This is a genomic window from Pseudanabaena sp. 'Roaring Creek', from assembly GCF_001402795.1.
Lineage (GTDB): Bacteria > Cyanobacteriota > Cyanobacteriia > Pseudanabaenales > Pseudanabaenaceae > Pseudanabaena.
In genome coordinates this window covers 1-22,604 of the sequence record NZ_LIRE01000097.1, presented here as the reverse complement: position 1 = coordinate 22,604, position 22,604 = coordinate 1, and the positions used below count along the sequence as shown (strand labels likewise).

General features: G+C 43.7%; 19 protein-coding genes. 11 read left to right on the top strand and 8 right to left on the bottom strand.

Features of this window, described 5'->3' with window-relative positions; all coding sequences use genetic code 11:
* The first annotated feature begins 113 nt into the window (after positions 1 to 113).
* Positions 114 to 2,120, top strand: a complete 2,007-nt coding sequence (locus AC805_RS03190) for an adenylate/guanylate cyclase domain-containing protein (RefSeq protein ID WP_055074073.1) — start codon at positions 114 to 116, stop codon at positions 2,118 to 2,120.
* Positions 2,121 to 2,159: 39 nt separating this feature from the next.
* Here AC805_RS03190 and AC805_RS03185 read toward each other — a convergent pair whose 3' ends face one another.
* The gene (locus tag AC805_RS03185; RefSeq protein WP_055074072.1) at positions 2,160 to 3,296 is read right to left on the bottom strand and encodes a citrate synthase; all 1,137 of its coding nucleotides are present in this window, start codon (positions 3,294 to 3,296) and stop codon (positions 2,160 to 2,162) included.
* Positions 3,297 to 3,456: 160 nt separating this feature from the next.
* A complete protein-coding gene (locus tag AC805_RS03180; protein ID WP_055074071.1) occupies positions 3,457 to 3,591 on the bottom strand; it encodes a photosystem II protein Y in 135 nt (44 codons plus the stop codon).
* Between the two features lie 375 nt (positions 3,592 to 3,966).
* On the opposite strand from AC805_RS03180, the gene AC805_RS03175 reads away from it, so the two are divergent.
* Positions 3,967 to 4,809 (top strand): undecaprenyl-diphosphate phosphatase, encoded by an 843-nt coding sequence (locus AC805_RS03175; protein ID WP_055074070.1) that lies wholly within the window; start codon positions 3,967 to 3,969, stop codon positions 4,807 to 4,809.
* 155 nt (positions 4,810 to 4,964) lie between these two features.
* Here AC805_RS03175 and AC805_RS03170 read toward each other — a convergent pair whose 3' ends face one another.
* The 3 genes from AC805_RS03170 to AC805_RS03160 are packed head-to-tail and all read right to left on the bottom strand — an operon-like array spanning position 4,965 to position 10,144.
* Complete coding sequence (locus tag AC805_RS03170; protein ID WP_055074069.1) at positions 4,965 to 7,274, bottom strand: DUF5682 family protein; 2,310 nt, start codon at positions 7,272 to 7,274, stop codon at positions 4,965 to 4,967.
* A 3-nt stretch (positions 7,275 to 7,277) separates the two neighbouring features.
* Positions 7,278 to 8,495, bottom strand: coding sequence for an AAA family ATPase (locus AC805_RS03165; protein WP_082429385.1), 1,218 nt, complete (start codon positions 8,493 to 8,495; stop codon positions 7,278 to 7,280).
* Entirely contained in the window at positions 8,492 to 10,144 is a 1,653-nt protein-coding gene (locus tag AC805_RS03160; RefSeq protein ID WP_055074068.1) for a DUF5691 domain-containing protein, read from the bottom strand. The genes AC805_RS03165 and AC805_RS03160 overlap by 4 nt, the downstream gene beginning before the upstream one ends.
* Positions 10,145 to 10,469: 325 nt before the next feature.
* On the opposite strand from AC805_RS03160, the gene AC805_RS03155 reads away from it, so the two are divergent.
* From AC805_RS03155 to AC805_RS25115, 8 genes are all read left to right on the top strand, one after another.
* Positions 10,470 to 12,779, top strand: coding sequence for an NACHT domain-containing NTPase (locus AC805_RS03155; protein WP_055074067.1), 2,310 nt, complete (start codon positions 10,470 to 10,472; stop codon positions 12,777 to 12,779).
* 1 nt (position 12,780) lies between these two features.
* The gene (locus AC805_RS03150) at positions 12,781 to 13,524 is read left to right on the top strand and encodes a sterol desaturase family protein (RefSeq protein ID WP_055074066.1); all 744 of its coding nucleotides are present in this window, start codon (positions 12,781 to 12,783) and stop codon (positions 13,522 to 13,524) included.
* A gap of 241 nt (positions 13,525 to 13,765) precedes the next feature.
* Positions 13,766 to 14,425, top strand: coding sequence for an NAD(P)H-dependent oxidoreductase (locus tag AC805_RS03145; protein WP_156341293.1), 660 nt, complete (start codon positions 13,766 to 13,768; stop codon positions 14,423 to 14,425).
* 185 nt (positions 14,426 to 14,610) lie between these two features.
* Positions 14,611 to 15,174: a general stress protein gene (locus AC805_RS03140; RefSeq protein WP_055074065.1), complete on the top strand. Its 564-nt coding sequence runs from the start codon at positions 14,611 to 14,613 to the stop codon at positions 15,172 to 15,174.
* A 209-nt stretch (positions 15,175 to 15,383) separates the two neighbouring features.
* Positions 15,384 to 15,566, top strand: coding sequence for a CsbD family protein (locus AC805_RS03135; protein ID WP_055074064.1), 183 nt, complete (start codon positions 15,384 to 15,386; stop codon positions 15,564 to 15,566).
* A gap of 81 nt (positions 15,567 to 15,647) precedes the next feature.
* Positions 15,648 to 15,803, top strand: a complete 156-nt coding sequence (locus AC805_RS25415) for a lmo0937 family membrane protein (protein WP_142603538.1) — start codon at positions 15,648 to 15,650, stop codon at positions 15,801 to 15,803.
* Between the two features lie 11 nt (positions 15,804 to 15,814).
* Positions 15,815 to 16,282: a YggT family protein gene (locus AC805_RS03130; RefSeq protein WP_231662416.1), complete on the top strand. Its 468-nt coding sequence runs from the start codon at positions 15,815 to 15,817 to the stop codon at positions 16,280 to 16,282.
* Between the two features lie 477 nt (positions 16,283 to 16,759).
* Positions 16,760 to 17,263, top strand: coding sequence for a DUF1816 domain-containing protein (locus AC805_RS25115; protein ID WP_055074061.1), 504 nt, complete (start codon positions 16,760 to 16,762; stop codon positions 17,261 to 17,263).
* Here AC805_RS25115 and AC805_RS03115 read toward each other — a convergent pair.
* From AC805_RS03115 to AC805_RS03105, 3 genes are all read right to left on the bottom strand, one after another.
* Positions 17,260 to 19,521, bottom strand: coding sequence for an amylo-alpha-1,6-glucosidase (locus tag AC805_RS03115; protein ID WP_055074060.1), 2,262 nt, complete (start codon positions 19,519 to 19,521; stop codon positions 17,260 to 17,262). The genes AC805_RS25115 and AC805_RS03115 overlap by 4 nt on opposite strands.
* A 135-nt stretch (positions 19,522 to 19,656) precedes the next feature.
* Complete coding sequence (locus AC805_RS03110) at positions 19,657 to 21,000, bottom strand: glycosyltransferase (protein WP_082429384.1); 1,344 nt, start codon at positions 20,998 to 21,000, stop codon at positions 19,657 to 19,659.
* A 10-nt stretch (positions 21,001 to 21,010) separates the two neighbouring features.
* Positions 21,011 to 22,081, bottom strand: coding sequence for a glycosyltransferase family 4 protein (locus AC805_RS03105; protein WP_055074059.1), 1,071 nt, complete (start codon positions 22,079 to 22,081; stop codon positions 21,011 to 21,013).
* A gap of 420 nt (positions 22,082 to 22,501) precedes the next feature.
* Between AC805_RS03105 and AC805_RS03100 the strand changes: the two genes are divergently transcribed.
* A partial coding sequence (locus AC805_RS03100) for a helix-turn-helix domain-containing protein (RefSeq protein WP_156341292.1) occupies positions 22,502 to 22,604 on the top strand: 103 nt, incomplete at its 3' end.

Here is a 22,604-nt window from a genome sequence, read left to right as displayed (position 1 = left end):
TAACTTATTTGGCTATAGCTATAGACGATCGCGAGACTATTAAAAAAGTAAGTAATTCTGACGATTTTTTTGCAAATCAACTGCGATAATCTTACTAAAAATCTCACTAATTTATGAGTATCGTTAAATTGTCCATTCCCAAATTTCGATTGCGGACAACCATTGTCATTCCCTTTGTCCTGCAAATCATTGCAGCCGTAGGTATAGTAGGCTATCTATCATTTCGGAATGGACAGCAAGCGGTTAACGTTCTTGCCGACCGATTAAATGGAGAAATTAGCGCCAGAATTGAACAGCATGTGATCGGTTATCTCCATAAATCTCAAAACACCCTATGGTTAACTAAGGCAAATGTTTTAAGCGTAAACCTTAACCTGAAAGACTTTGAAGGAATGCAACGCTATTTTTGGCAGATAGTGCATAAAGGAAACTTTGAGGGATATCTATCCTATGGTAATGAAAAAGGAGAGTTTGTCGGTGTTGAATATCAGGAAGATGGTACTGTCCAACTGAAAACGGTTACTAGTGAAACTATTCCTCAAAGAGAAACCTATGCTTTAAATAGTGTTGGCGATCGCCAAAAGTTCCTAAAATCTGCTAAATACGATCCGCGCGATCGCCCTTGGTACAAAGCAGCAAAACAGGCGGGAAAAACAACTTGGAGCGAGATCTACCCATTTTTTTCCAGTAAAAATACAGTTATGGGGATTTCGCCCGTATCGCCAATCTTCGATTCCCAAGGAAATCTCCAAGGCGTTTTATGTATTAATGTCCGCTTGACTCAGGTTACAGACTTCCTCAGCCATTTGCAGATTAGTGCCAATGCGCAAAGCTTTATTATCGAGCGAACGGGGAATTTGGTAGCAAGTTCGGCGATCGCCCAACCTTTTAAGGTGATTGGGGAAGGAGATAATCGGACAATTGAGAGGCTTTTAGTCACTCAAAGTGACAATCCCATAATCAAAGCAACTGCGCGACATCTGCTCGAAAAATTTGGCAGTTTTACCGCAATTAACGGTAGCCAAAATCTCAAGTTTCAAAGCAGTGATGGCGGTTGGTATTACGTGCAGGTATTGCCCATTAAAGATGAGATGGGTATTGATTGGCTGACGGTGGTGGTCGTGCCTGAAAATGACTTCATGGGTCAAATCAATCAAAATAATCGGGATACTCTTTTCTTATGTTTGGGGGCTTTAATTATTTCGATTCTCCTTGGTATTCGGGCAGCGCATTTGATCGCTCGTCCATTATTACAGTTGGCTAAAGCCTCCGAGCAGGTTGCCGAGGGTAATCTAGAACAACAGATTCATAGTAGTGCGATCGTGGAAATTGCCACCCTGAGTCATTCCTTTAATCACATGACCGCCCAATTAAAGGAATCCTTTGCGGCACTCTACCAAAGTCAAGAATCTCTTCGTTTAGCTAATGAGGAATTAGAAGCGCGAGTCGAAAGACGCACGGCTGAACTCCGAAAGGAAAAGGAACGCTCGGAGCAGTTGCTATTAAACGTCCTACCTGCCTCGATCGCCGATCGCCTCAAACAAACGAATGAATCGCCTGCCGAGCATTTTGAAGATGCAACAATCCTATTTGCGGATATTGTCGGCTTTACTAGCTTGTCGGCGCGGATGGAGCCCCTAGAATTAGTTTCGGGGCTAAATCAGATCTTCTCCGCCTTTGACCAATTAACCGAAAAGTATGGGCTAGAAAAAATCAAAACGATTGGCGATGCCTATATGGTGGTGGGAGGTTTGCCGATTTCACGCCCAGATCATGCTAAGGCGATCGCGGATATGGCGCTGGACATGCAAGCCTATATCCAAAACTCTCCTAGTCTGCTGAGTGAATCCATAGAACTGCGGATTGGCATTAATACGGGAGCGGTCATTGCGGGAGTAATTGGCATCAAGAAATTTATCTACGACCTATGGGGCGATGCCGTTAATGTTGCATCTCGGATGGAGTCCCACGGAAAACCAGGATATATTCAGGTCACTGAAGCGACTTATCAGCGGCTAAAAGAGGATTACTTGCTGGAATCACGGGGCAGTATCACCGTCAAGGGACGCGGGGATATGGTGACCTATTGGCTGATCGGCAAAAAACAAATAATCACATAAACAACCAAAGAGAGCGCGTTTCACGCACTCTCTTTAGCTTTATCTTTCGCTTATGGGTATATAGGTTACATCATGTAAACCTGTATAAACCTGTGTTGGACGGAAGAGACGGTTATCAGAGAGTTGTTCCTTCCAATGGGCTAACCATCCAGGCACGCGGGCGATCGCAAAAATAGTTGTAAACAAATTGCTAGGAATACCAAGTTTTTTGTACACCAAGCCCGAGTAGAAATCGACATTTGGATGAATCCCTTTGTTGGCAAGCTTTTCATAAGCCTGCTTTTCCAATTCTAGGGCAATGTCATAGTAAGGATCATGCCCGAACTCATCAAACATTTTGTGCACTAAGTCCTGTAGTACGATCGCACGCGGATCTTTGACTTTATAAATGCGATGACCAAAGCCCATGAGCTTTTCTTTGCGTTCGATCTTGCGCTCCAAGTATGCGGTCACATTGTCAACGGAGCCAATTTCCTCAAGCATCATCATTACCTGCTCGTTAGCACCACCATGGAGAGGTCCTGCCAAAGTCCCGATCGCCGAAGTCATCACCGCATAGGGATCGGTCAGGGTCGAAGCCGTTACCAAAGCCGCAAAGGTGGAAGCGTTAACCGTATGTTCGGCATGAAGGGTCAAGCATACATCAAAAATTCTCGCCGCTAGAGGATCGGGAACTTTCTCATTTAACATGTAGAGAAAATTGGAAGCATAATCGAGATCGTCGCGGGGCATTACAGGATCGTTGCCTTGACGCATCATATGAAAAGCTGCCACCATTGTGGGCACCTTGGCAAGCAGCCTTACCGTTGCCTGATAAATGTATTCAGCATCATGAAAATTTCCCAGAGGATAGAACATCCCTAAAGCCGCCACACTCGTTTGCAATGCATCCATTGGATGAGCATTATCTGGGAAAGACTTAATCATGTCGCGAATGCGATATTTAATCCTTCTTCTGTGCGTAAGGTCGTGTTCAAATTCTTCTAGTTGAGTAGCTTGTGGCAATTCACCAAAGATTAGTAAGTAGCTGGTTTCAAGGAAATTACTATGCTTGCAGAGATCCTCAATACGGATGCCTCGATATTCGAGCAATCCTGCTTGACCATCAACATAACTTATATTGGACTGGGTGGCAGGAACTCCTTCTAAACCAGGCTTATATTCTCCGATCGCCATATCTTAGCTACCTTACAAGATTAATTTTGTTTATTTCTTGGTTTATTTTATCGCTATGTATGCTTATGACTGTGCATCCCTAACAATAAACCCAAAGAAAGCCAAAGATTAAGAGAGGACGCAATGCGTCCTCTCTTAATCTTTGGCTTTTACGCGGAAATTATTGAAAAGGGTTATTGCCCTGTTTGCCAAATAGGGAAGCTTCGCCCTTGATCACAGCTTTTGCAAGATTAAAGGCTGCCCAAGCCACTACTAAAGCAATGGGACCCAATACGACTAATACTCTTAAATCCATATATTTATACCGAGTTCAATAGAAATTGATTTTATTATTCATTATGACAGCAAAACCGCAGCATTAAAAACCGCAGCATTAAAAAACAGCGTCACAAGCCGTAGCGAACGCGGCGCGTTCGCTACGGCTTTTTTTGGGGGGTATATTTAATTGCGCCATTCTTGCGCTGTGGATTTTTTGGGGGGTATATTTAGTTGCGCCCAGCTATTTATACCAATTCACGAAAGTGTGACAACACTTTTGTGAATTAAAAAACAAACCCAGTAAGGTTTTGAGATTCCCCAAATGGCTACGCCATTTGGGGAATTAGTATTACGTCCTTTGTGTCAACTTAAATTTTGTGTCAGCTTAAATTTTGTGTCAGCTTAAATTTTTATGGAATATTGGCAAGCATTTGTTTTGGGAATCGTACAGGGGCTAACTGAGTTTTTGCCGATTAGTAGTACGGCTCATCTGAAGGTATTTCCCGCAATTTTGGGATGGAAAGATGCAGGCTTATCCTTTGATGCCGTCATTCAGCTTGGCAGCATCGTGGCGGTTGTTGGCTATTTCTGGAAAGATCTTCGCAATATTACGCTGGGGAGTATTCAAGCGGCGCGATCGCAAAATTACAAATCCCAAGAATTTAAGCTAGCCACAGCGATCGTTTTAGGTACTTTCCCGATTTTGTTTGTGGGATTGCTAATTAAGATATTTGTCCCAGACTATGACAAGTCGCCCTTGCGTAGTTTAACGGCGATCGCGATTGCTTCAATTGTGATGTCTAGCTTACTTGCACTAGCGGAAATATTGGGGCGACGAGAGGACAAAGACAAACGTCATTTTCAGAGAGTAAGGGTAATTGATGGCATCTTAATGGGCTTGGCGCAGGCGATGGCAATCATCCCTGGAGTATCTAGATCTGGTTCTACTCTAACCGCAGGATTGTTTCTCGGTTTAGATCGGGTGGCAGCAACCAGATTTTCCTTCTTATTAGGTATTCCTGCGATTACGATTGGTGGTTTGGTCGAATTAATTAGCATTGTCAAAAAAGGGTTTGGTGATGTCAGTATGGGTGCGTTAGCGATCGGGCTATTGTCATCGGTGATTTTTTCGTATTTGGCGATCGCATGGCTATTGAAGTTTTTCCAAACCCATACAACTTGGATCTTTGTGGGCTATCGACTAATATTTGGCGCTTTATTGCTAACGGGAGTAGGACTGGGTTGGTTGAAATAAGAGTAAGTAGCAAAACCAGAGAGCGTAACGCTCTCTGGTTTTAAATAACGTCAGTTCGGGATAATTTGCAACGGGCTTTGAGAAAGGGTTTGCCAGCTTAACCCGAACTGATGTTTCATTACCCAAGAAGAGAAGGCTGACGATCGCAATGGAGCTTACTTTAGGCTAATGCCCAGTAGTTGAGCGATCGCAGGTATTATGTTTTCTGCTCTTTCTATATCTAGGTTTGCATGACTTATAGCGTTATTTCTTGAGGTTGGGGATTGGGGGGATGAGTTTTGCTTGACACGCTCTCCCATTTGGCGGCGTTCGGGAGCAGGGAAGGTAGAGAAGGTACGACGGAGTAGGGGTAACACTAAATCGAAGGTGGTTGGGGAGAGGCTTGTTACCCAGTTGTCGAGAACTTGCCAGAGGCGATCGTCATGGAGGAGGACGACTCCACTTCCTTTGAGCAATCCTTCGATCCATTTTGCGGCTTGGTTGGCATCGTTGGTGACGGATAGAAATAGCCCCATATGGGTTTCGACATCGTTGCTACTAAAGACTCCTGCATCGAGTAATAGGCGACAGCAACAGCCCGATAACAAGCCATGTATTCCTGATTGGTTGGTTAATTGGGTTAGTACACCATGCCATAGAGAGTCATATTGAGAATTTTGCAGGAGGGTAATGACACGATTCATGGCGATCGCTAATTCATACATCTGGCTAGCGGCTTCGTCATTTAGAGAGGCACAGGCTACGGGAAGCCCTATACAGATGCGCGTGATTAATCCATCGACTACGTGGGAAATGATTTGGGTGTCAATTTGACGGACATTCCCATACCTTGATAGGTTACCGAGGGGAGGTAAGGCTTGCATTAGGTGGGTGATGTCGGAGGCGATCGCGGCTTCGGTTTGTAAGCGCGTCATCAAGTAACTCGCGGCCTCTCCGAGATTAGCTAAGAGAACTTTATCTACTAGGTTGGTGAGACTGGGCAGATCCTTGGCGTGATTGGCTTGGTGTCTTGTGTAGTTAGTGGCAGCATCGAGGATGGTTTGTCCCCAGACCCCAGCTTCGATTAGTCGAACGGCAAATTCGGGTTCCCACTGTAATTGCCATGGTTCTTTAAAAGTTCCTTTGCCCTTTGAGTATTGGTTCTTTCCCCAAGGGATATTGAGTAGGGTTAAACGGTAGAGTAATTGCGATCGCTCTAAATCCGTAGCATTGCGGAGATCTAGTTCTAGGGTTTTCGCTTCTGGCTTCAAGCGAAGGCGTTTCTGCTGGCGAATTAGATCCTGTTGCAAGGGAACCATGGGGGTATTGTCGGGCACTCTCCCCATCCGATCGCTTACGATCAATTCCTGATGGATTGCTTGCATGGGCAGAGGATCGCCAAAACAGAGCACGGATTGAATTGCTTCGTTAAGTTCGGGTAGCCCTGCTAGGGGGCGATCGCGCAGGGCTGATAGTGCTTCGGCTAAACGCACTGCTTCGATGACACTCGCAGAGGAAGCATCAATATCCTTAGTGCGTAATAATCTGGCAACGCGGGTAATCCAACGAATGACGACTTGTTCAGAATTATGCTGAAAGTTTGTCCAGAGGTGATCGTACCATCCTGGCGAATTGATACCTGCACTGTAACCGCTTGCGAGGGCGAGTCGGCTATAGCTCCAAGGAATCCAAGTAGCTTCTATTTTGACTTTGGGCAGTCCTTTGAGGATCTCAGCATCAACCTTTGCGGGCGGTAGGTTGACTAGGGCAGGAGCGTGCCAAGCTCCACAAACTACCGCAATACGCTCTTTCCCTTGCGCTAAGGCGGTGCGAATTGTCTGGCGCATATAGGCTTCGCGCTGTTGTTCGCGTATTTTGTCGAAGGGATCTTCTGAGGAATCTAGCTCCTCACGTAAGGCTGTCATCGCCTCCAAAATCCCTTTAAATAGATCATTACTATCTTGGCGATGTTCGACCATATATTCCCACCAACTTTCACCATCACTGAAGCCTGCGACTTCAGCTAGCCATCCTAGAGGATCTCTGTGAGAGATGCCTAAGGTGGTATGAGGCGTTGGAGCGGGATTTTCTTGGGGTTCTTCTTCTATGGGGCTTGCAGCGGGTTCTTTCATTGCCAGACAATGGGCTTGCGGCAGATCCATAAACCTGACAGGAATATTATTGTGGAAACCATATTGGATGGCTTGCCATTCAGGAGAGAAGGTTGCGAAGGGGAAATAAACGGAATTTTCTAAGCAATCGGGGGCATAGACTAATAGGGCAACAGGTGGTTGCATTTCAGCATGGATGGCTAGGGGTAGGAGCGCTTGAGCTTCAGGAGGACCTTCGACTAAAATGAGATCGGGCTGAAGACTTGCCAGCGATTGGCTTAAGCTGCGTGCCGAACCTGGTCCATGATGGCGAATGCCAAAAATATGGACTTTATGGGAGTTGGAGGAACTAGAAGAAGAGCGATCGCTAGCCAAGGGTTAACTAGCCTCCCGACAAGCACGATATAGGTCTTTCCAGTTGTCCCGCTCCTTCATGACTGTTTCGAGATATTCTTTCCAAACTAGTCCATCCTGTATCGGGTCTTTTACTACTGCCCCAATCAGGCTAGAGGCGACATCTCCTGCGCGTAGATAACCATCGCCAAAATGAGCGGCTAGGGCTAAACCACTGTTAACTACGGAAATCGCTTCGGCGGTGCTAAGCGTACCGCTAGGAGACTTCAATTTAGTTTTCCCATCGCTAGTGATGCCGTTGCGGAGTTCGCGGAAAATGGTCACGATGCGGCGAATCTCTTCGAGGGCCGGGGGCTCGGCGGGTAGTTCGAGGGCGCGACCGAGGCTAGCCACGCGACGTTGCACGATTTCTACTTCTTCTTCACTGCTGTCGGGTACGGGTAAAATGACGGTATTAAAGCGTCGTTTGAGAGCGCTGGAGAGTTCGTTTACGCCGCGATCGCGATTATTTGCCGTAGCAATAACGTTAAATCCCCTTGTGGACTGGACTTCGGAATTGAGTTCGGGAATTGGTAACGTCTTTTCTGAAAGGATGGTAATGAGGGTGTCTTGGACATCGGAAGGAATGCGCGTTAACTCTTCGACGCGGGCGATTTTGCCATCGGTCATTGCCCGCATCATGGGGCTGGCTACGAGGGCATCTATGGAGGGACCTTCAGTGAGGAGACGGGCATAGTTCCAGCCGTAGCGAATCGCTTCTTCACTGGTTCCTGCGGTTCCTTGGATGAGCAACGTCGAGTCGCGGGCGATCGCAGCGGCAAGATGTTCGGAAACCCACGATTTGGCTGTGCCAGGAACGCCAAAGAGGAGTAAGGCGCGATCGGTTGTCAGGGTCGCGATCGCAATTTCGATGATGCGTTTGTTGCCAATATACTTGGGAGAAACTTCAAAGCCGTTGTCTAGCTTACCTCCGAGTAAATAGGTCGATACCGCCCAAGGTGAAAGCTTCCAATTGGGAGGACGCTGCTTGGTATCTATTTTCGCGATTTCTTCTAATTCATGGGCAAATTGATGTTCCGCATGTTCGCGCAATAAGGTTGATACCGACGTAGCTATTTCCTGCGGAGATTCCCCTCCTTTTTTAGTAGTTCTTTCGGTAGTTTTTTCGTTGGTTTCTGTGGTAATTTCTGCTTTAGCTTTATTGGCTTTAGATGTTCTCGCTGATTGCTTTTCACCAGTCATAAACTCACTCCATCATCTGTAATTGACTCTAGCATTTCTTGCCGCAGTTGCAGTACATCGATAAATTTTTCGATCGCATTTTTAAATGCGTTTTGCACATATCCCCATTGTTTAAGTTCTTGGGGGTTATCAGAGTTGTGACTTGCTTCCTGCAACTTCTGATTGATTGCCAAGGCTTTGGCTTTTGCGATCGGGAAGCTCGATCGCGCCATATACTGAGATGAATTCTGGATAAATTCTTTGACTGTCCAGTAGTTGCTAGTCTGATGCATTGATAGAGAATTGTTAATAAAGCTTTCTATATGCCTAATGATGATTAGTTCTAAAACGATTTCGCTAATTTCCAGATTCCATACGGCTTGTTTGCTAAACAGAAGCGAATGATGGAGATTGCTAAAAGCGATCGCAGGATGTTTGATGAGATATATCCATGCGGCTTGCTGATTGTCGTTAGAGATTTGATGGGGGATGGAATTGGCTAGCGTGAGATTCGCAATTTTATTTGTAATTTCTGGATTGTTTAAATCCACCAAGCCTTGTAACCATACTAGGTCTTGGGTCTTTTGGGCGATGGCGATCCATCCTTGTAGGATTAAGCGATCACTTTGAGGATGATGGGCTGCTTGAATGAGATCCTCTGTCGATAGGGTAAATTGCTGATGCCAGAAGGATAAGGGGACTGCGATTAAGTCTTGGAAGAACCACGAAGCCCGATCGCCTACTTGACTATCTGCACTTTTGGCTTCGATGCCATCCCTTGCCATCTCCGCTGTATGGCTATTGGGCAACTCCACCGTAAAATAATGCCGATCCTTTTGATCCTTTATGCGCTCTAGTTTGATTAAATTCTCAATTCTAGCGATCGCTCTTTGCCCAAATCGTGATTCAGGTAAATAGGTGAGTAGATTGACGGCAGTCCGTCGTACTTCCTTGCTCCGATCGTCCAGCAAGGATTCCAGAAAAGGCTCATCTTCCATGCTTAGATTTGTGATGCAGAGCTCTAAAAAAGCCGCGCGATCGCTAGCACTTTCCTGTTTCCAGCTAGACTCTAATTTTTGTCGGGCTTGCTGGGGGGCTTGGCGGCGTAACTTAGTGAGCCAGAGCAATCGTGATGCTTTACTACCTGTATCCCATAGGGTTTCATTGTCATCATCCCCAGCTAAATAGTTCCATTCAGGATTTTGAGCTGCTAGCCATTGCCCCCTTTTGCCAACGACGCTAGCGATCGCCTCCCGTAATTCTGAATGACGTTTGCCCAAGGATAATAATGCAGGTAGATTCCTCTCGTTTACCCTTTGCCCTGCATCAGCAAGAGTTTGGAGTAGTTCGGGTAAAACTGAATCGCGATCGCCATCGATCATGAGAGATAGATAGCGATCGGTGCGATCGCTGCAACGGGGTAAATCCTCTAGGTCGCATGGAGAGCCGAGTGATGTATTATCTTGCAGCGGTAACTGTCCAGCTTTTGCATATAGAGTGATGCTGCTGATGGTATCTAATAAAGCTGATTCCCGATCGGTCATATCGATACTTGCCAGCAGTTTACCTAAAGCTCCCTCCGTCGCGATCGGCGTAAAAGGCTGTCTCTGCGTACCGATTAAGGCGATCGCGGTGATGTTTTTTAATAATGAAGATGCAAATATATTCATTAAGGTTTTCCTGAGTCAGGTTCTCATTTTGATTTTCTTCGAGAATCTTGGGCAAGTTTTGGCGATTGTTAGTATGAAAATATTCCCTTTATTTGGGGTTTATTTGGGGCTTATTTAGGGCAGTTTAAATAGTTGCTTCCATTAAATCAAACATTATCTACCTGAAATCAGGGTTTGATTTGTTTGATTTCATGCTATTTCAATACTTTTCCACAGAATCTCTTTAGATTTGGCTATGGTTCTCTATCAGTAAAAAGTCGTAGCATGAATAAGTCTAAAAATTTCGACATATTCCTTAGAAAAACAATATAAGTAGCTAAGTTTTATGGTCAAGCGATCTCTACAAGCATGTCCATTGGGTATTCAACAGGCAAAACGTTCCTTCGCCATAAAAGGATGGACGCAGGAAAATTTAGCAGGAGAAGTTAACCTCAAAACCCGCCAACCTATTTGGCGCTTTTTTACGGGTAAACCCGTGGATCGACATATTTTTATGGAAATTTGTTCGATTTTAGATTTAGATTGGCGTGAAGTTGCGGCTAATCCACCTGCGGAATTCCCAGAATATGGAGAGAATTTCAAAGCTGGTGCATTGGATATTGACAGCTTAGTCCGCGAAGTGCGATCGCAACACCATGAAAGCATTTGGCATCATTGCGGACTATTGCAATTACTAGATATTAGCCGTCCTGTCAGCATAGAAGATATCTATGTAGATGTTAATATTTTGGAAGAAGTCCCCAGTCAGAAATGGATTGATATTGCCGAACTCCAAAATTTACAACTTTCAGAATTTGATCGCGTCGGTTTTGGAGCGATCCAGAGCAAGCAAGTATCGGGGATGAGTGCGGTCGAAACTTACTCAAAGCTGAGAATGCTTGGTAAACCTGGAGCTGGGAAAACCACTTTTTTAAAATATTTGGCAATCCAATGCGATCGCGGTGAGTTTGCCGCCCATCAAGTTCCCATATTTATCAAGCTGAAGGATTTTGCTGAAGATGCAAGGGACAATGATAAGTTCAGCCTCCTCACCTATATCCGCCAGATCCTGCTTAACTCAGGTATACATAATCCCGCAGCGATTGAAACTTTATTGAAAGCAGGACGAGTCTTACTCCTCCTCGATGGGATAGATGAGGTACTGCATGAAGAGATATCCTTAGTACTGCGCGAGATTTGTAAATTTTCGGATAAGTTCCATAAAAATCAGTTTGTGGTCACCTGTCGGACTACGGCTCAAAAGCTGCAAAACTTTGGATTTACCGATGTTGAGCTTGCGCCATTTACCCAATTACAAATTACGACCTTTGCCAAAAAATGGTTCTCCACCTTTGCCAAAGATCAGTTGGAGTTAAATGAAGAGAAGTCGGAAGAGTTTATGGAGAAGTTGGAACGATCCGAAAACTGGAAACTTCGTCAAATGGTCGTTACGCCCTTATTTCTCCATCTCGCCTGTTGGGTGTTCCATGCCCAAGGGAAATTTCCTAGTAAACGAACAGAATTTTACAAACAGGGCTTAGATCTCTTATTAGGTAAGTGGGATGAGATTAAGGGCATCGAACGGGACAATATTTACCGAGGATTTGCCTTACCTCAAAAGCTGAAATTGCTCAGTCAACTGGCGGCGATTACCTTTGAGAAGGGCGATTATTTTTTCGAGCAACGCAAGATCGAACAGTATATTGGCGACTATTTAAAACAGTTGCCCGATGTCACTTCGGAACCAGAAGAACTTCAATATGCTAGCGAGTCGGTATTGAAAGCGATCGAATCTCAGCATGGACTATTGATCGAACGGGCAAGAGGAGTCTTCTCTTTTTCCTATCTTGCCTTTCAAGAATATTTTACCGCCCGAAATATTGTCGCTAGTCATAATCTCCAAGCCCTCGATCAAGCTTTGGAGGGGCTGGTGAGCCATCTCACCGATCCGCATTGGCACGAGATCTTTCTCTTAACCTCGTCAATGCTGCGTAGTGCTGATTCGTTGATGCAATTGATGAAGCAGCAGATCGATGCTTTAGTTGCCAAAGATCCTTATCTACAGGAGTTTTTAGTATGGGCAAGTAGTAAAACCCAAACTCTGCCTACGGAATCAAAAGATGCAACGATCCGCGCCTTTTATTTAGCCCTATCGCGATCGCCGCATCAGGTGGCAGATTTCGCCCTTGCCTGTGCTCTCGATCAGGGGCTGATGCTTGACACTGCCCTAGATAATCTCGTACTGGAATGCGCGGTTAACCAGAGCCCTGACTTCGCCCATGCCCATCTATGTGGCGATGCTCTCAGTAATATTTTGGGAATAGTGATCGATGCTGGGTTCCAAAAATCTTTGCAACAACTGTACGATCAACTACCCAAGGAGCGGCAAGGGTTAGAGGATTGGTGGAAACCTCATCATGACAATTGGGTAGAGCAATTGCGGCAAACGACCAATCACTATCGTAATGTGAACCATGATTGGTCATTTAGTGCCGAACAGCAGCGGGTTCTCCAAAGCTATTATGATGCTAATCAGTTATTAGTTGATTGTTTGAATAGTAACTGTGAAGTAACTGCTGCAATTCGTCAAGAGATCGAAGCGACCTTACTTTTATCTCAACAGGAATTAGAAAAACGAGAATGGCAAGGAGAATGAATTGATAGATCGCTCATTTGGATTTTACGGACTTGCTTTTTTTGGAATTATTGGACTGCGCTACTTTCTCATGGCAGGTGGAGCCTATTGCTTCTTTTATCAGCCCTTTAAGAGTATAGAGAGCGCATCCTTACCAAAGTCTCTTTCCCCAACTTGGCAAGCGATCAAGCATGACATTCAACTCTCAATCATATCATCGGCAATATTTGCGATCGCCGCTGCCTCCATCGTGACTGCCTATAACTTAGGGATAACGCGTTTATATAGCGATGGCGATCGCTATGGATTCTGGTACTTAGGAGCGAGCTATATCATCGTATTGATTCTGCAAGATACATACTTCTACTTTACCCATCGCCTCTTTCATCACCCCTTACTTTTTCCTTGGTTACATCAAGGACACCATCAATCGCGATATCCGACCCCTTGGACATCCTTTGCCTTTGATCCTTTAGAAGCGATCGTCCAGTCCCTATTCTTGATGGCGATCGCTTTTATTATCCCGCTCCATTTTATTACCCTCATTGCCGTCCTCACGACAATGACAATCTGGGCGATCGTCAACCATCTAGGGCTCGATCGCTTGCCCCTCACCTTTCCTCATCATTGGCTTGGCAACTGGTTTATCGGTCCCGCCCACCATTCCATCCACCACCTTAAATACACCAAGCACTATGGTTTGTACTTCACCTTCTGGGATAAATTCTTAAATACCGAAGATCTCAATTATTCTCCCAAAGCCTAAATACCAAGCCAGAGAGGGTACCGCCCGCGCAGCGGGCGGTACCCTCTCTGGCTTGGCGAACCATCCCATCAAAATAGCCCAATAGGGAGGAAGAAATGACTGATAGATATTTAGTATGGTAAGGATGGGTGACCCAAAGCGTCACCCATCCTTACCATACTAAATCCTTCCCTTTTTAGGATTACCTGATTTCAATCTGATACCATAGCATCACAAGTAAAAACTACCCAATTCAAGAGTAATGACCACTGAATCTATAAGTACAGCAACTCTACTAGAACGGTTGAATTGGCGCTATGCCACCAAGAAGTTTGATGCAAATCAAACTATTCCTGAGGCTACATGGCAAGCATTGAGCGAGTCCCTTGTCCTTACTCCTTCCTCCTATGGTTTACAACCTTGGAAATTTTGGGTGATTACCAATTCCGAAATCAAAGCCGCATTGAAGCCTGTTTCTTGGAATCAAGATCAGGTAACTGATTGTTCTCATTTTGTCGTTTTTTCGATTAAGAAAAACTTAACCGCCGAACATATCGATCACTTTGTGGAAAGAACTGCTGAAGTCCGTGGAATTCCTGCCGAATCCCTATCAGGCTACCGCAACATGATGGTTGGTGATGTTATATATGGTCCTCGAAGCCTGACCGTAAACGAATGGGCAACCCGCCAGACCTATATTGCTTTAGGTAACTTTATGACTGCTGCGGCTTTATTAGGTGTAGATACCTGCCCAATGGAAGGACTAGATCCTGCTAAGTACGATCAGATCTTAGAACTACCCAGTAAGGGCTATGCTACCGTAGTCGCCTGTGCTGCGGGATATCGTGCTAGCGATGACAAGTACGCAGAACTGGCAAAAGTCCGTTTTGCTAATTCTGAAGTAATTGAAACTTTAGCCTAAGCTCCACAGAGAAATCCCAAAAAAAAGATGAGTGGCGGCGCGAAGCGCCGCCACTCATCTTTTTTTTGGGATTTCTCTGTGGAGCTTAAATTTTGTACCGTAGTTAATCAATTCATCCAATTCATTCCATAAATTAATCCGTAGATTGTCAAAGTAGTTACAGCCTGATTACTTTGAGTAAAGCAATGACAATCATCAGAAATAAGCGTGCTGTGGGTTTCTTCTCTAGCCATGAGGAAGCAGAGGATGCACTCAATCAATTGCGAGAAGGAAAATTTCCCATGGATCAAGTATCGCTCATCGCCAAAGATACCGATCGCTTTAAATCCAATCCATCTGAATATGGTGTAAAGACCAGCGCGGTCGCAGGTGGTGCAATTGCGGGTGGAACCGTTGGTGGGATTGCAGGATTGTTAGTTGGCTTAGGAACATTAGCTATTCCTGGAATCGGCATGATTGTCTTGATCGGAACCACAGCCACAGCGATCGCGACAACTTTAGCGGGTAGTGCGATCGGTGTCATAGCAGGCAGTTTGGTCGGTGGATTAGTTGGGCTAGGTATCCCCGAAGATAAAGCACAGATCTATCACGATCACATTGTCAATGGCAGCTATTTAGTCATCGTTGATGGCTCGGAAGCCGAAATTATTCAAGTTGAAGACATTCTCAGACATAAGGGAATCCATGAATGGGGAGTTTACAATATTCCCGCATCAAGAAACTACCTCGAACCTGTCGTGAGTTTATAGTCCAGTTACTAAGATTGACTATTTTTAGTCATTTAAAATAAGAATAGTCTTTCGTAAGTTTTATATCAAATTCAATCAAACTATTCAATTCATTCTACAGATCATGCAATCAGTTGCAAGAATGAATATAAATAGCGAACTATTAATTCAAGCTAAATTTTTTAAGCCAAATTAATAGTTGTCAAACAAAATCAACAAGAGATAAATACATGAGCTTACAAGACAAAGCAAAAGCCACTGCTAAAAACATTGAAGGCAAATTACAAGAGGCTGTAGGAGATGTAACAGGAGATCCTAAGACTCAAGCCGAAGGGAAAGCGAAACAAGCTGAAGCTACCGCTCGCCAAACAATTGAAGATGTTAAAGACGAAACCAAGAAAATTATTAAATAATAATTTTCTTGGTTTCCCAAAGATTAGATTGTGAATACAGTCTAATCTTTTTACTTAGATTTTTATCCCCCATAAACAGCAATGATAAATATAATTTGGACTGGGATTGGCGTGCTTCTAATCCTCTGGCTATTAGGATTCTCAATTAATATTGGTGGTGGATTAATTCATCTACTATTAGTTTTGGCAGTGATTGGTATTGTCTATAATATATTTATTGGTCGCCGCATTATCTGATCGATTAATATTTGCCAGTTATTGCCATTTATATCCAGCCTAATTTACTTTCTCAAGAGCTAAAAATGAACAAAGATCCTTACGATGAAAGTAATTCCGAACGTCGGCAAGATTTAAGAAATGAAGAGGAAAGTTTTCGCCTTCAACAATATGAAGGAAGAGTAGAAATTGGTAGAAGAAGAGAAATATTTGCTTGGATTATCAATAGTATTTACTTCTTAGTTGGAGCGTTGGAAATTTTATTGTTCCTGCGTTTTTTATTGCGTTTTACAGGGGCAAATCCCCAAAATGAATTTACTCAGTTCATTTATAATTTATCCGCTCCTTTCATGACTCCATTTTCAACATTATTTATTAGCCCCACTGCCAATGCTGCTGTTAATATTTTTGATATTAACATTCTCATTGCCATTGTTGTTTATTCACTAGCAGGTTGGTTAGCTGTTAGGTTTGTCCAATTCATTTACAATCGACCTTAAGCTTTAAATAACTGATTATAATTTAAGTTCAGAGTCATAGCCTGTATTACAATTCACCAATAATGTAGGCTTTATTTTTGATTTAATTGTACCTAGTTATTTTGATATATAGCTATCCTAAATCATTTGTAGATTTTGGGGTTTGTGGAAGCGCACCCCAAAGGGGTGCGCTTCCACAAACCATTTAGGATTGCTATATGCATCAAGCAGAATTTTGTGCAGAGTTTATCGCTATAGTGATTAATTTTTGTAACGTAATCGAGCAATTCAAACAATTCATTTCAAAGATAATCAAATTATTTGTCAACATAATAAAAAGAGATTGCTTTAATCAAACAATTCTTCATTATAACAAAACTAAAAATAGCTATGCCATTTTTAGTTTTTCAAACCCTTAATAGGTTTGATTTTTAATTCACGAATCGATATTAGACTGTTATCGGAAAACCTTAGCCAATAAAATCTTTGGATATCAATATGTCACTAAGTAATTCTAGTCAATCTCTCAAACTGTCAAACAATAATTCCGAAAATTTTTACCGTCTAAACCAGTATCTCCAAGGGTTTGAAGATGAGGAGCTAACAATTTATCAAGGCTCATCGATCGCCAAAGAAATCGATCTCTGGCATCCCACAGAAAGCAGAAAAAAAGTTAACGAAATCAGGAATGGCGATCTAGTCGGCGGAAAAATGGGACTAGAAAGCACCAAAGAGAATAGAAGCGATCGCTTTAATTGCCCACAGTGGTGGATTAAACTCTTTACCGCGAAACCTTTCTATCTCTATTATTTCGGTGCTTTTCAGACCTTTCAAGAAGCAAGAATTTTGAAACAGGGTTTTAAACAAGATTTACTCGACGAAGGAGCTAGTATTGTTTGCCTCACCATCAAATACTGCTCGCCTAATCAGGTAACGATTCCCTGTTCCGAATTAACTCCTCAAGAATTTGAACGATTGCTATCAGAGGTATCTGATAACTAAGCTTCAATAATTACCCGCAAATTACCGTGTTTTTTATTAACGCGACAGGTGGTGGTGTCCCCAACTCGTATGCCAGAACGCTCAAAGTCAAGATCGACAACTGCCTGACCAATTCGCAAGTTATGAATAGAAATATTCCCAATCGATATGGGTAAGGCAGAATCGATAATATGGAGCTGCTGTGCTGGAGCATTAGGAACGAGATTTACCATCATGGCAATTAATTGGAAGATCGTTCCCGTTGCCCAAGCTTGGGGCGAACAAGCCACAGGATATTGAACGGGGGAGCTAAACCCGTCATGCTCGTACCCACAAAATAGTTCGGGAGGTCGATGATAGGGCTGGGATAGGGTCATATTAATCAATCCTTGAGCAACGTCTAAGGATTGGTCAATGAGATTAAGCGATCGCAAGCCAAGGGCGATGAGGCTATTATCATGGGGCCAAACAGAACCAATATGGTATCCCAAGGGGTTATAGGCAGGAGAAAGCGTACTCAGTGTCCGAATTCCCCAACCGTTATACATATCGGGCTCTCGCAATCTTGCGGCGACCATTAAAGCCTTGTCATGCTCAAAAATACCGAGATTTAAGCAATGACCAGGATTAGAAGTAATGCTATCAACGGGCTTACCTTCACCATCAAGCGCAAGGGCACAATAGTTTTGATCGGGAAGCCAGAAATCCCGATTAAACCTTGCCTTCAGGTCTTTAGCCTGCGATTGCCATCGGGTGGCAAAATCTGGCAAGTTCTTTTTAGTAGCCAGTTCGCTCATCCGAATCTTGGCAGCATAAACATATCCCTGCACTTCCGATAGGGCGATCGCACCTTGAGCCAATTCCCCATTACGATTGACGATACAATTTTCTGAGTCTTTCCAACCTTGGTTCACTAATCCCCGTTTAGAGCGACGATGGTAAGTAAGATAACCCGTATCTTTACAATTGCGATCAATCCATTCCATCGCGGCGATCGCATTTGACCATAACTTATCCAGCAACTCGTTATCCGCAGTCCAAGCGTAATATTCAGCATATAGCATCAACCAGAGCGGAGTCGCATCAACAGTTCCATAGTAAGGTGTATGGGGAATCTCCTGACAACGCGCCATCTCTCCCAATCGAATCTCATGTAAGATCTTGCCTAACTCTTCATCGCGGGACTCATCTTCAGTTTTACCTTGATATTGAGCCAGAATTGACAAGGTTTCACGGGCAATCGTAGGATCTAAAACCAAGGTCTGGGAAGCGGCAATAATGGAATCTCGACCAAATAAAGTAGAGAACCAAGGAACGCCTGCGGAAAGAAATCGATGCCCTTCAAAGGTCTGTCTGAGTAAATAAATATCTTGTACAGCCCGCTCGATCGCTAGATTTAGAGCTTCATTATCGGTACGAATGGTAGTGATGTTATCTGTCCAAGCAGTCTCTTCTAGCAACTCTTCGTTTTTGGCTTGAGCAAAGTTAATCGGGACACTCACCATCGAAGTAGGACGATTATTAGTAAATAAATGAATTCGATACCCTAAGGTCACCGACTGGTGACTTGCCAGCTTTAATTGCCAAATAGCAGTGTATCCCTCGATCGCATCAGGCTGAAGCGAATTAAACTGAATGCGCGATTCCATCAATACATTATCTAGTCCCAGATAAGCAAGCACGATTTCTCGTTCGATCTCGATCGGTGAATCAAGCTCGAACTCAGCAACAGGAGATATATACCTTAATAAATCCCCTCTTTTCTCTCTCTTATTACCTCTAACCTCAAATAAATCCAGAAAATCCGCATCAAAACTAAGACTCATCGTAAAGCCGATCGGAATTGTATTGTAGTTAGTGACTTGTATTTCTTCAAATACCCCCCCCTTGATCATGATTTCACGATGAATGCCGATCGTTTCCGTTTTAATGCCGCTTTCTAGATCGCCAATATGCCGATTAGAACATAGGATGGTCATATCAAAGCCTTTACGAGCCGTACTACTAAACGAAACTGGCGATCGCCCTTCAATCTGCAATTCCAAGCGGCTCAAAAACCTCGTATCCCGACAAAATAACCCCATGCTGCTCTCAATCCCTTCAGCACGACAGCCCGTATCGTAGATATTGCCCAGCGTATCGGTAATTAAGAACAATTCATTATCTTTGAGGGTAAGGGTCGAAATTGGGCGATCGCCAATTTCACAAACCCAAGGAGAAACAGGCATTTCACTAGTCGGGATAAAATTCCGACCATCAATTTCAACAACGTTATTCATGATGATTCCGAACAATAATGAAGCTAACTATATGGAAAATTACATGTAGCTCAGCATAATTAAAAACCAAAACCAGAGAGCGTACCGCCCGCTACGCGGGCGGTACGCTCTTCTAGGACTTAAGTTTACTTATGTCTAGCTACTTAATTGCGTGGCATTGAGCAATATTCTTTGGGAGAGAGTAGAATTTAGGATATTCTTGGAGTCAGGCTTACTGAAGTAGCGAGACTGCTCATGCATAATCGATTGTGCCAATATATGCCGATACAGTTCGCTGAGTTGAATTGCCACACCTCCCCAAGTAAATCGCTGATTGACATTAGCCGAGGCTTGCTTTCGCATCTTTCTTGCCCATAACTCATCAAAGAGAATGCGATACATCCCATTAGCAAAGGCAAGGGTATCTTGTGGAGGAACTAACAGCCCTGTTTGCTCAGGAATAATCGTAAACTTTAAACCGCCTACGTCAGAAGCAACTACGGGAGTACCACAGGCCATCGCCTCGATCGCCACTAATCCAAAGGGCTCATAATGGCTGGGAATCACGCAGATATCCGCCGATGTGTAGTAGAGAGGCAAAATATCATGACCGATCTGCCCCGCAAACACCACATCCTCATAGAGCCCTAGCTCTAATACAAGATGTTCGATCTTCGCTCTTTCTGCCCCATCAGGCATATGCGGAGAACTCCCGCCAACAATGATCAATCTGAGTTTTTTGTCACTCTGCTCCTTTAGTAAAGCAAAAGCGCGCACTAAGGTTTCAATTCCCTTACGCGGATCGAATCTACCCACATATAAAATAATTTGTTCCTGAAGGGATAACCGCAATTGTTTACGTGCGTCGGGTTTCGACATCAATCGAAAATTGCTCGTATCCGTTCCACAGGGAATCATTTCAATCCTGCCATAGACGGAAACTTGCGATCGCAAAATCTCCGCCTCCTGAGGGCTAGTAGCAACAATGCAATTAGCTCTCTCTAAGATCTCCCGTTCGATCTGCATACGCATATCCGCAATGGAAGGTTGGTTTACCGATTGATATTTCACGACTCCGAGGGAATGGTAAGTATGTAAAACCTGTACGGAGCTTGTTTTTTGGAGTTCTAAGCCCACCCAAGCCGAGAGCCAATAGTTGGTATGAATTAAAGGATAATGCAGCCCTTGAGAAGCCTGAAATGCTTGAAATGAATTCACAAACTCAGGCATATGCTCTAATAATTTATCCCTAGGGATATAGCTCTGCTTACCTGCCTTGAGACGAATTGTCCGACAATAAGGAGAATGTTGGACAATATCATCATCATCGGGATTCACTTTGCGGGTAAACATATCCACTTGCCAGCCTAATTTTGCCAAGTTTTCACCCACATGACGAACATAGACATTTTGTCCGCCTGCTTCTTCTAAGCCAATCTCTGCGGCAGGATCGGCATGGTCTGAGATGAGTGCGATCGCCTGTCGATTTAAACTTTTCATCGGTTATCTCCTATCTCACTGCCAAAGTCTTAACATGACCATTGCGCGAATACTTTTCCGCCAAGATTTTTTGATAGACCGCTTCATAACCATCGGCCATATGCTTCGCTGTAAAATTCAGCAAGATATGCTCACGACAGGCTCGACGATCTAGTAGAGCTACCTTAGCAATCGCCGCAACACATTCAGCGACATTTTGGCAGAGAATGCCCGTCAGCCCATCGGCAATGATTTCTGGCACCGAACCCAAAGCGATCGCAATTACAGGGGTTCCTGTCACCATCGATTCAATCATTACCAAACCAAAGGGCTCTTGCCAAGTAATCGGAAAGAGGGTTGCCACCGCACCACCCATGAGAATACTTTTCTGCTCGTGATTTGCCTCTCCGAGAAATTCAATTTGAAATCCATCAATATGGGGTTTAATTTCTCGTTCAAAGTATTCCAAATCAATATCATCTACCTTGCCAGCCATTTTTAGATGCCAACCTGACTGCTTAGCGATTTCTACAGCTAAATGCGCTCCTTTTTCGGGAGACATACGTCCCAAAAAAGCAAGATAGGGCGGATGATCGGGCTGAAGATGGAACTTATACGTAGTAGGATCGATACCATTGTAGATCGTAGCTACATAGTTTAATCCCAAACGAGTCTCTCTTTGGGAGTTAGAAATGCTGATAAAAGGCTGGTTGCGCACATGGGAAAACATCTTTTCGTTGTCGGCAGTAAAAATTCCATGTAAGGTATGAACTGTCGGAGTTTTAACTAAGGTTGAATAGGGCATTGAGACGCAACCCACATGGGAATGAATAATGTCAAACTCATCGGCTCTTTCATACACACGATTCATATTCAACATGTCATAGATGCTATATTCATGAACACTTGTATCTAGACGCAGTGCCTTTGGATGTACAGATTCTAATTTGGAATGAGTAATCGAATCTCCAGATGCAAATAGTGTAATATCATGACCGCGCCGAACTAATTCTTCAGTCAATAAACTCACTACCAGCTCAATACCTCCATAGGCAGGAGGGGGAACCTGTTCCCACAGTGGAGCAACTTGAGCAATTCTCATTATTAATCTCCTATTTCTAACTTTTTGTGCAGTCGATTAAGAAGGTCTACCGTTGATTTTGATGATGGGAATAACGCTTAATAACTAGAACATAACTAGAACATAACAGAGCGATGTTTGAATTAATGTATATGTAAGCATTTCAAGACAGGAAAAATATCAGGATTATTAACAAATTCTTCAAATTTCAGAATCCAAATCGGATCGAGTCTCAAGCATCAACAACTATATTTTTGCGATCGCTCTTGGGAATGCAACTATATTTTCTTTGAATATTTCTTTCCATATTTCTTTCAATACAATGACTACCCCCAATCAGATGATTTTCTATTATCGAAAAACTGGGTTTAACCCCCCGTGCTTCTAGCACGGCTTTATATTAATTCAGGCATCTTACATAATATCTGACATAATGTGAGCATGGCGCAAAAAGCATTCAAGTATCGATTCTACCCAACTCCTGAGCAAGAAACCTTGCTTAGAAGAACGATGGGTTGCGCTCGATTAGTTTACAACCGCGCTT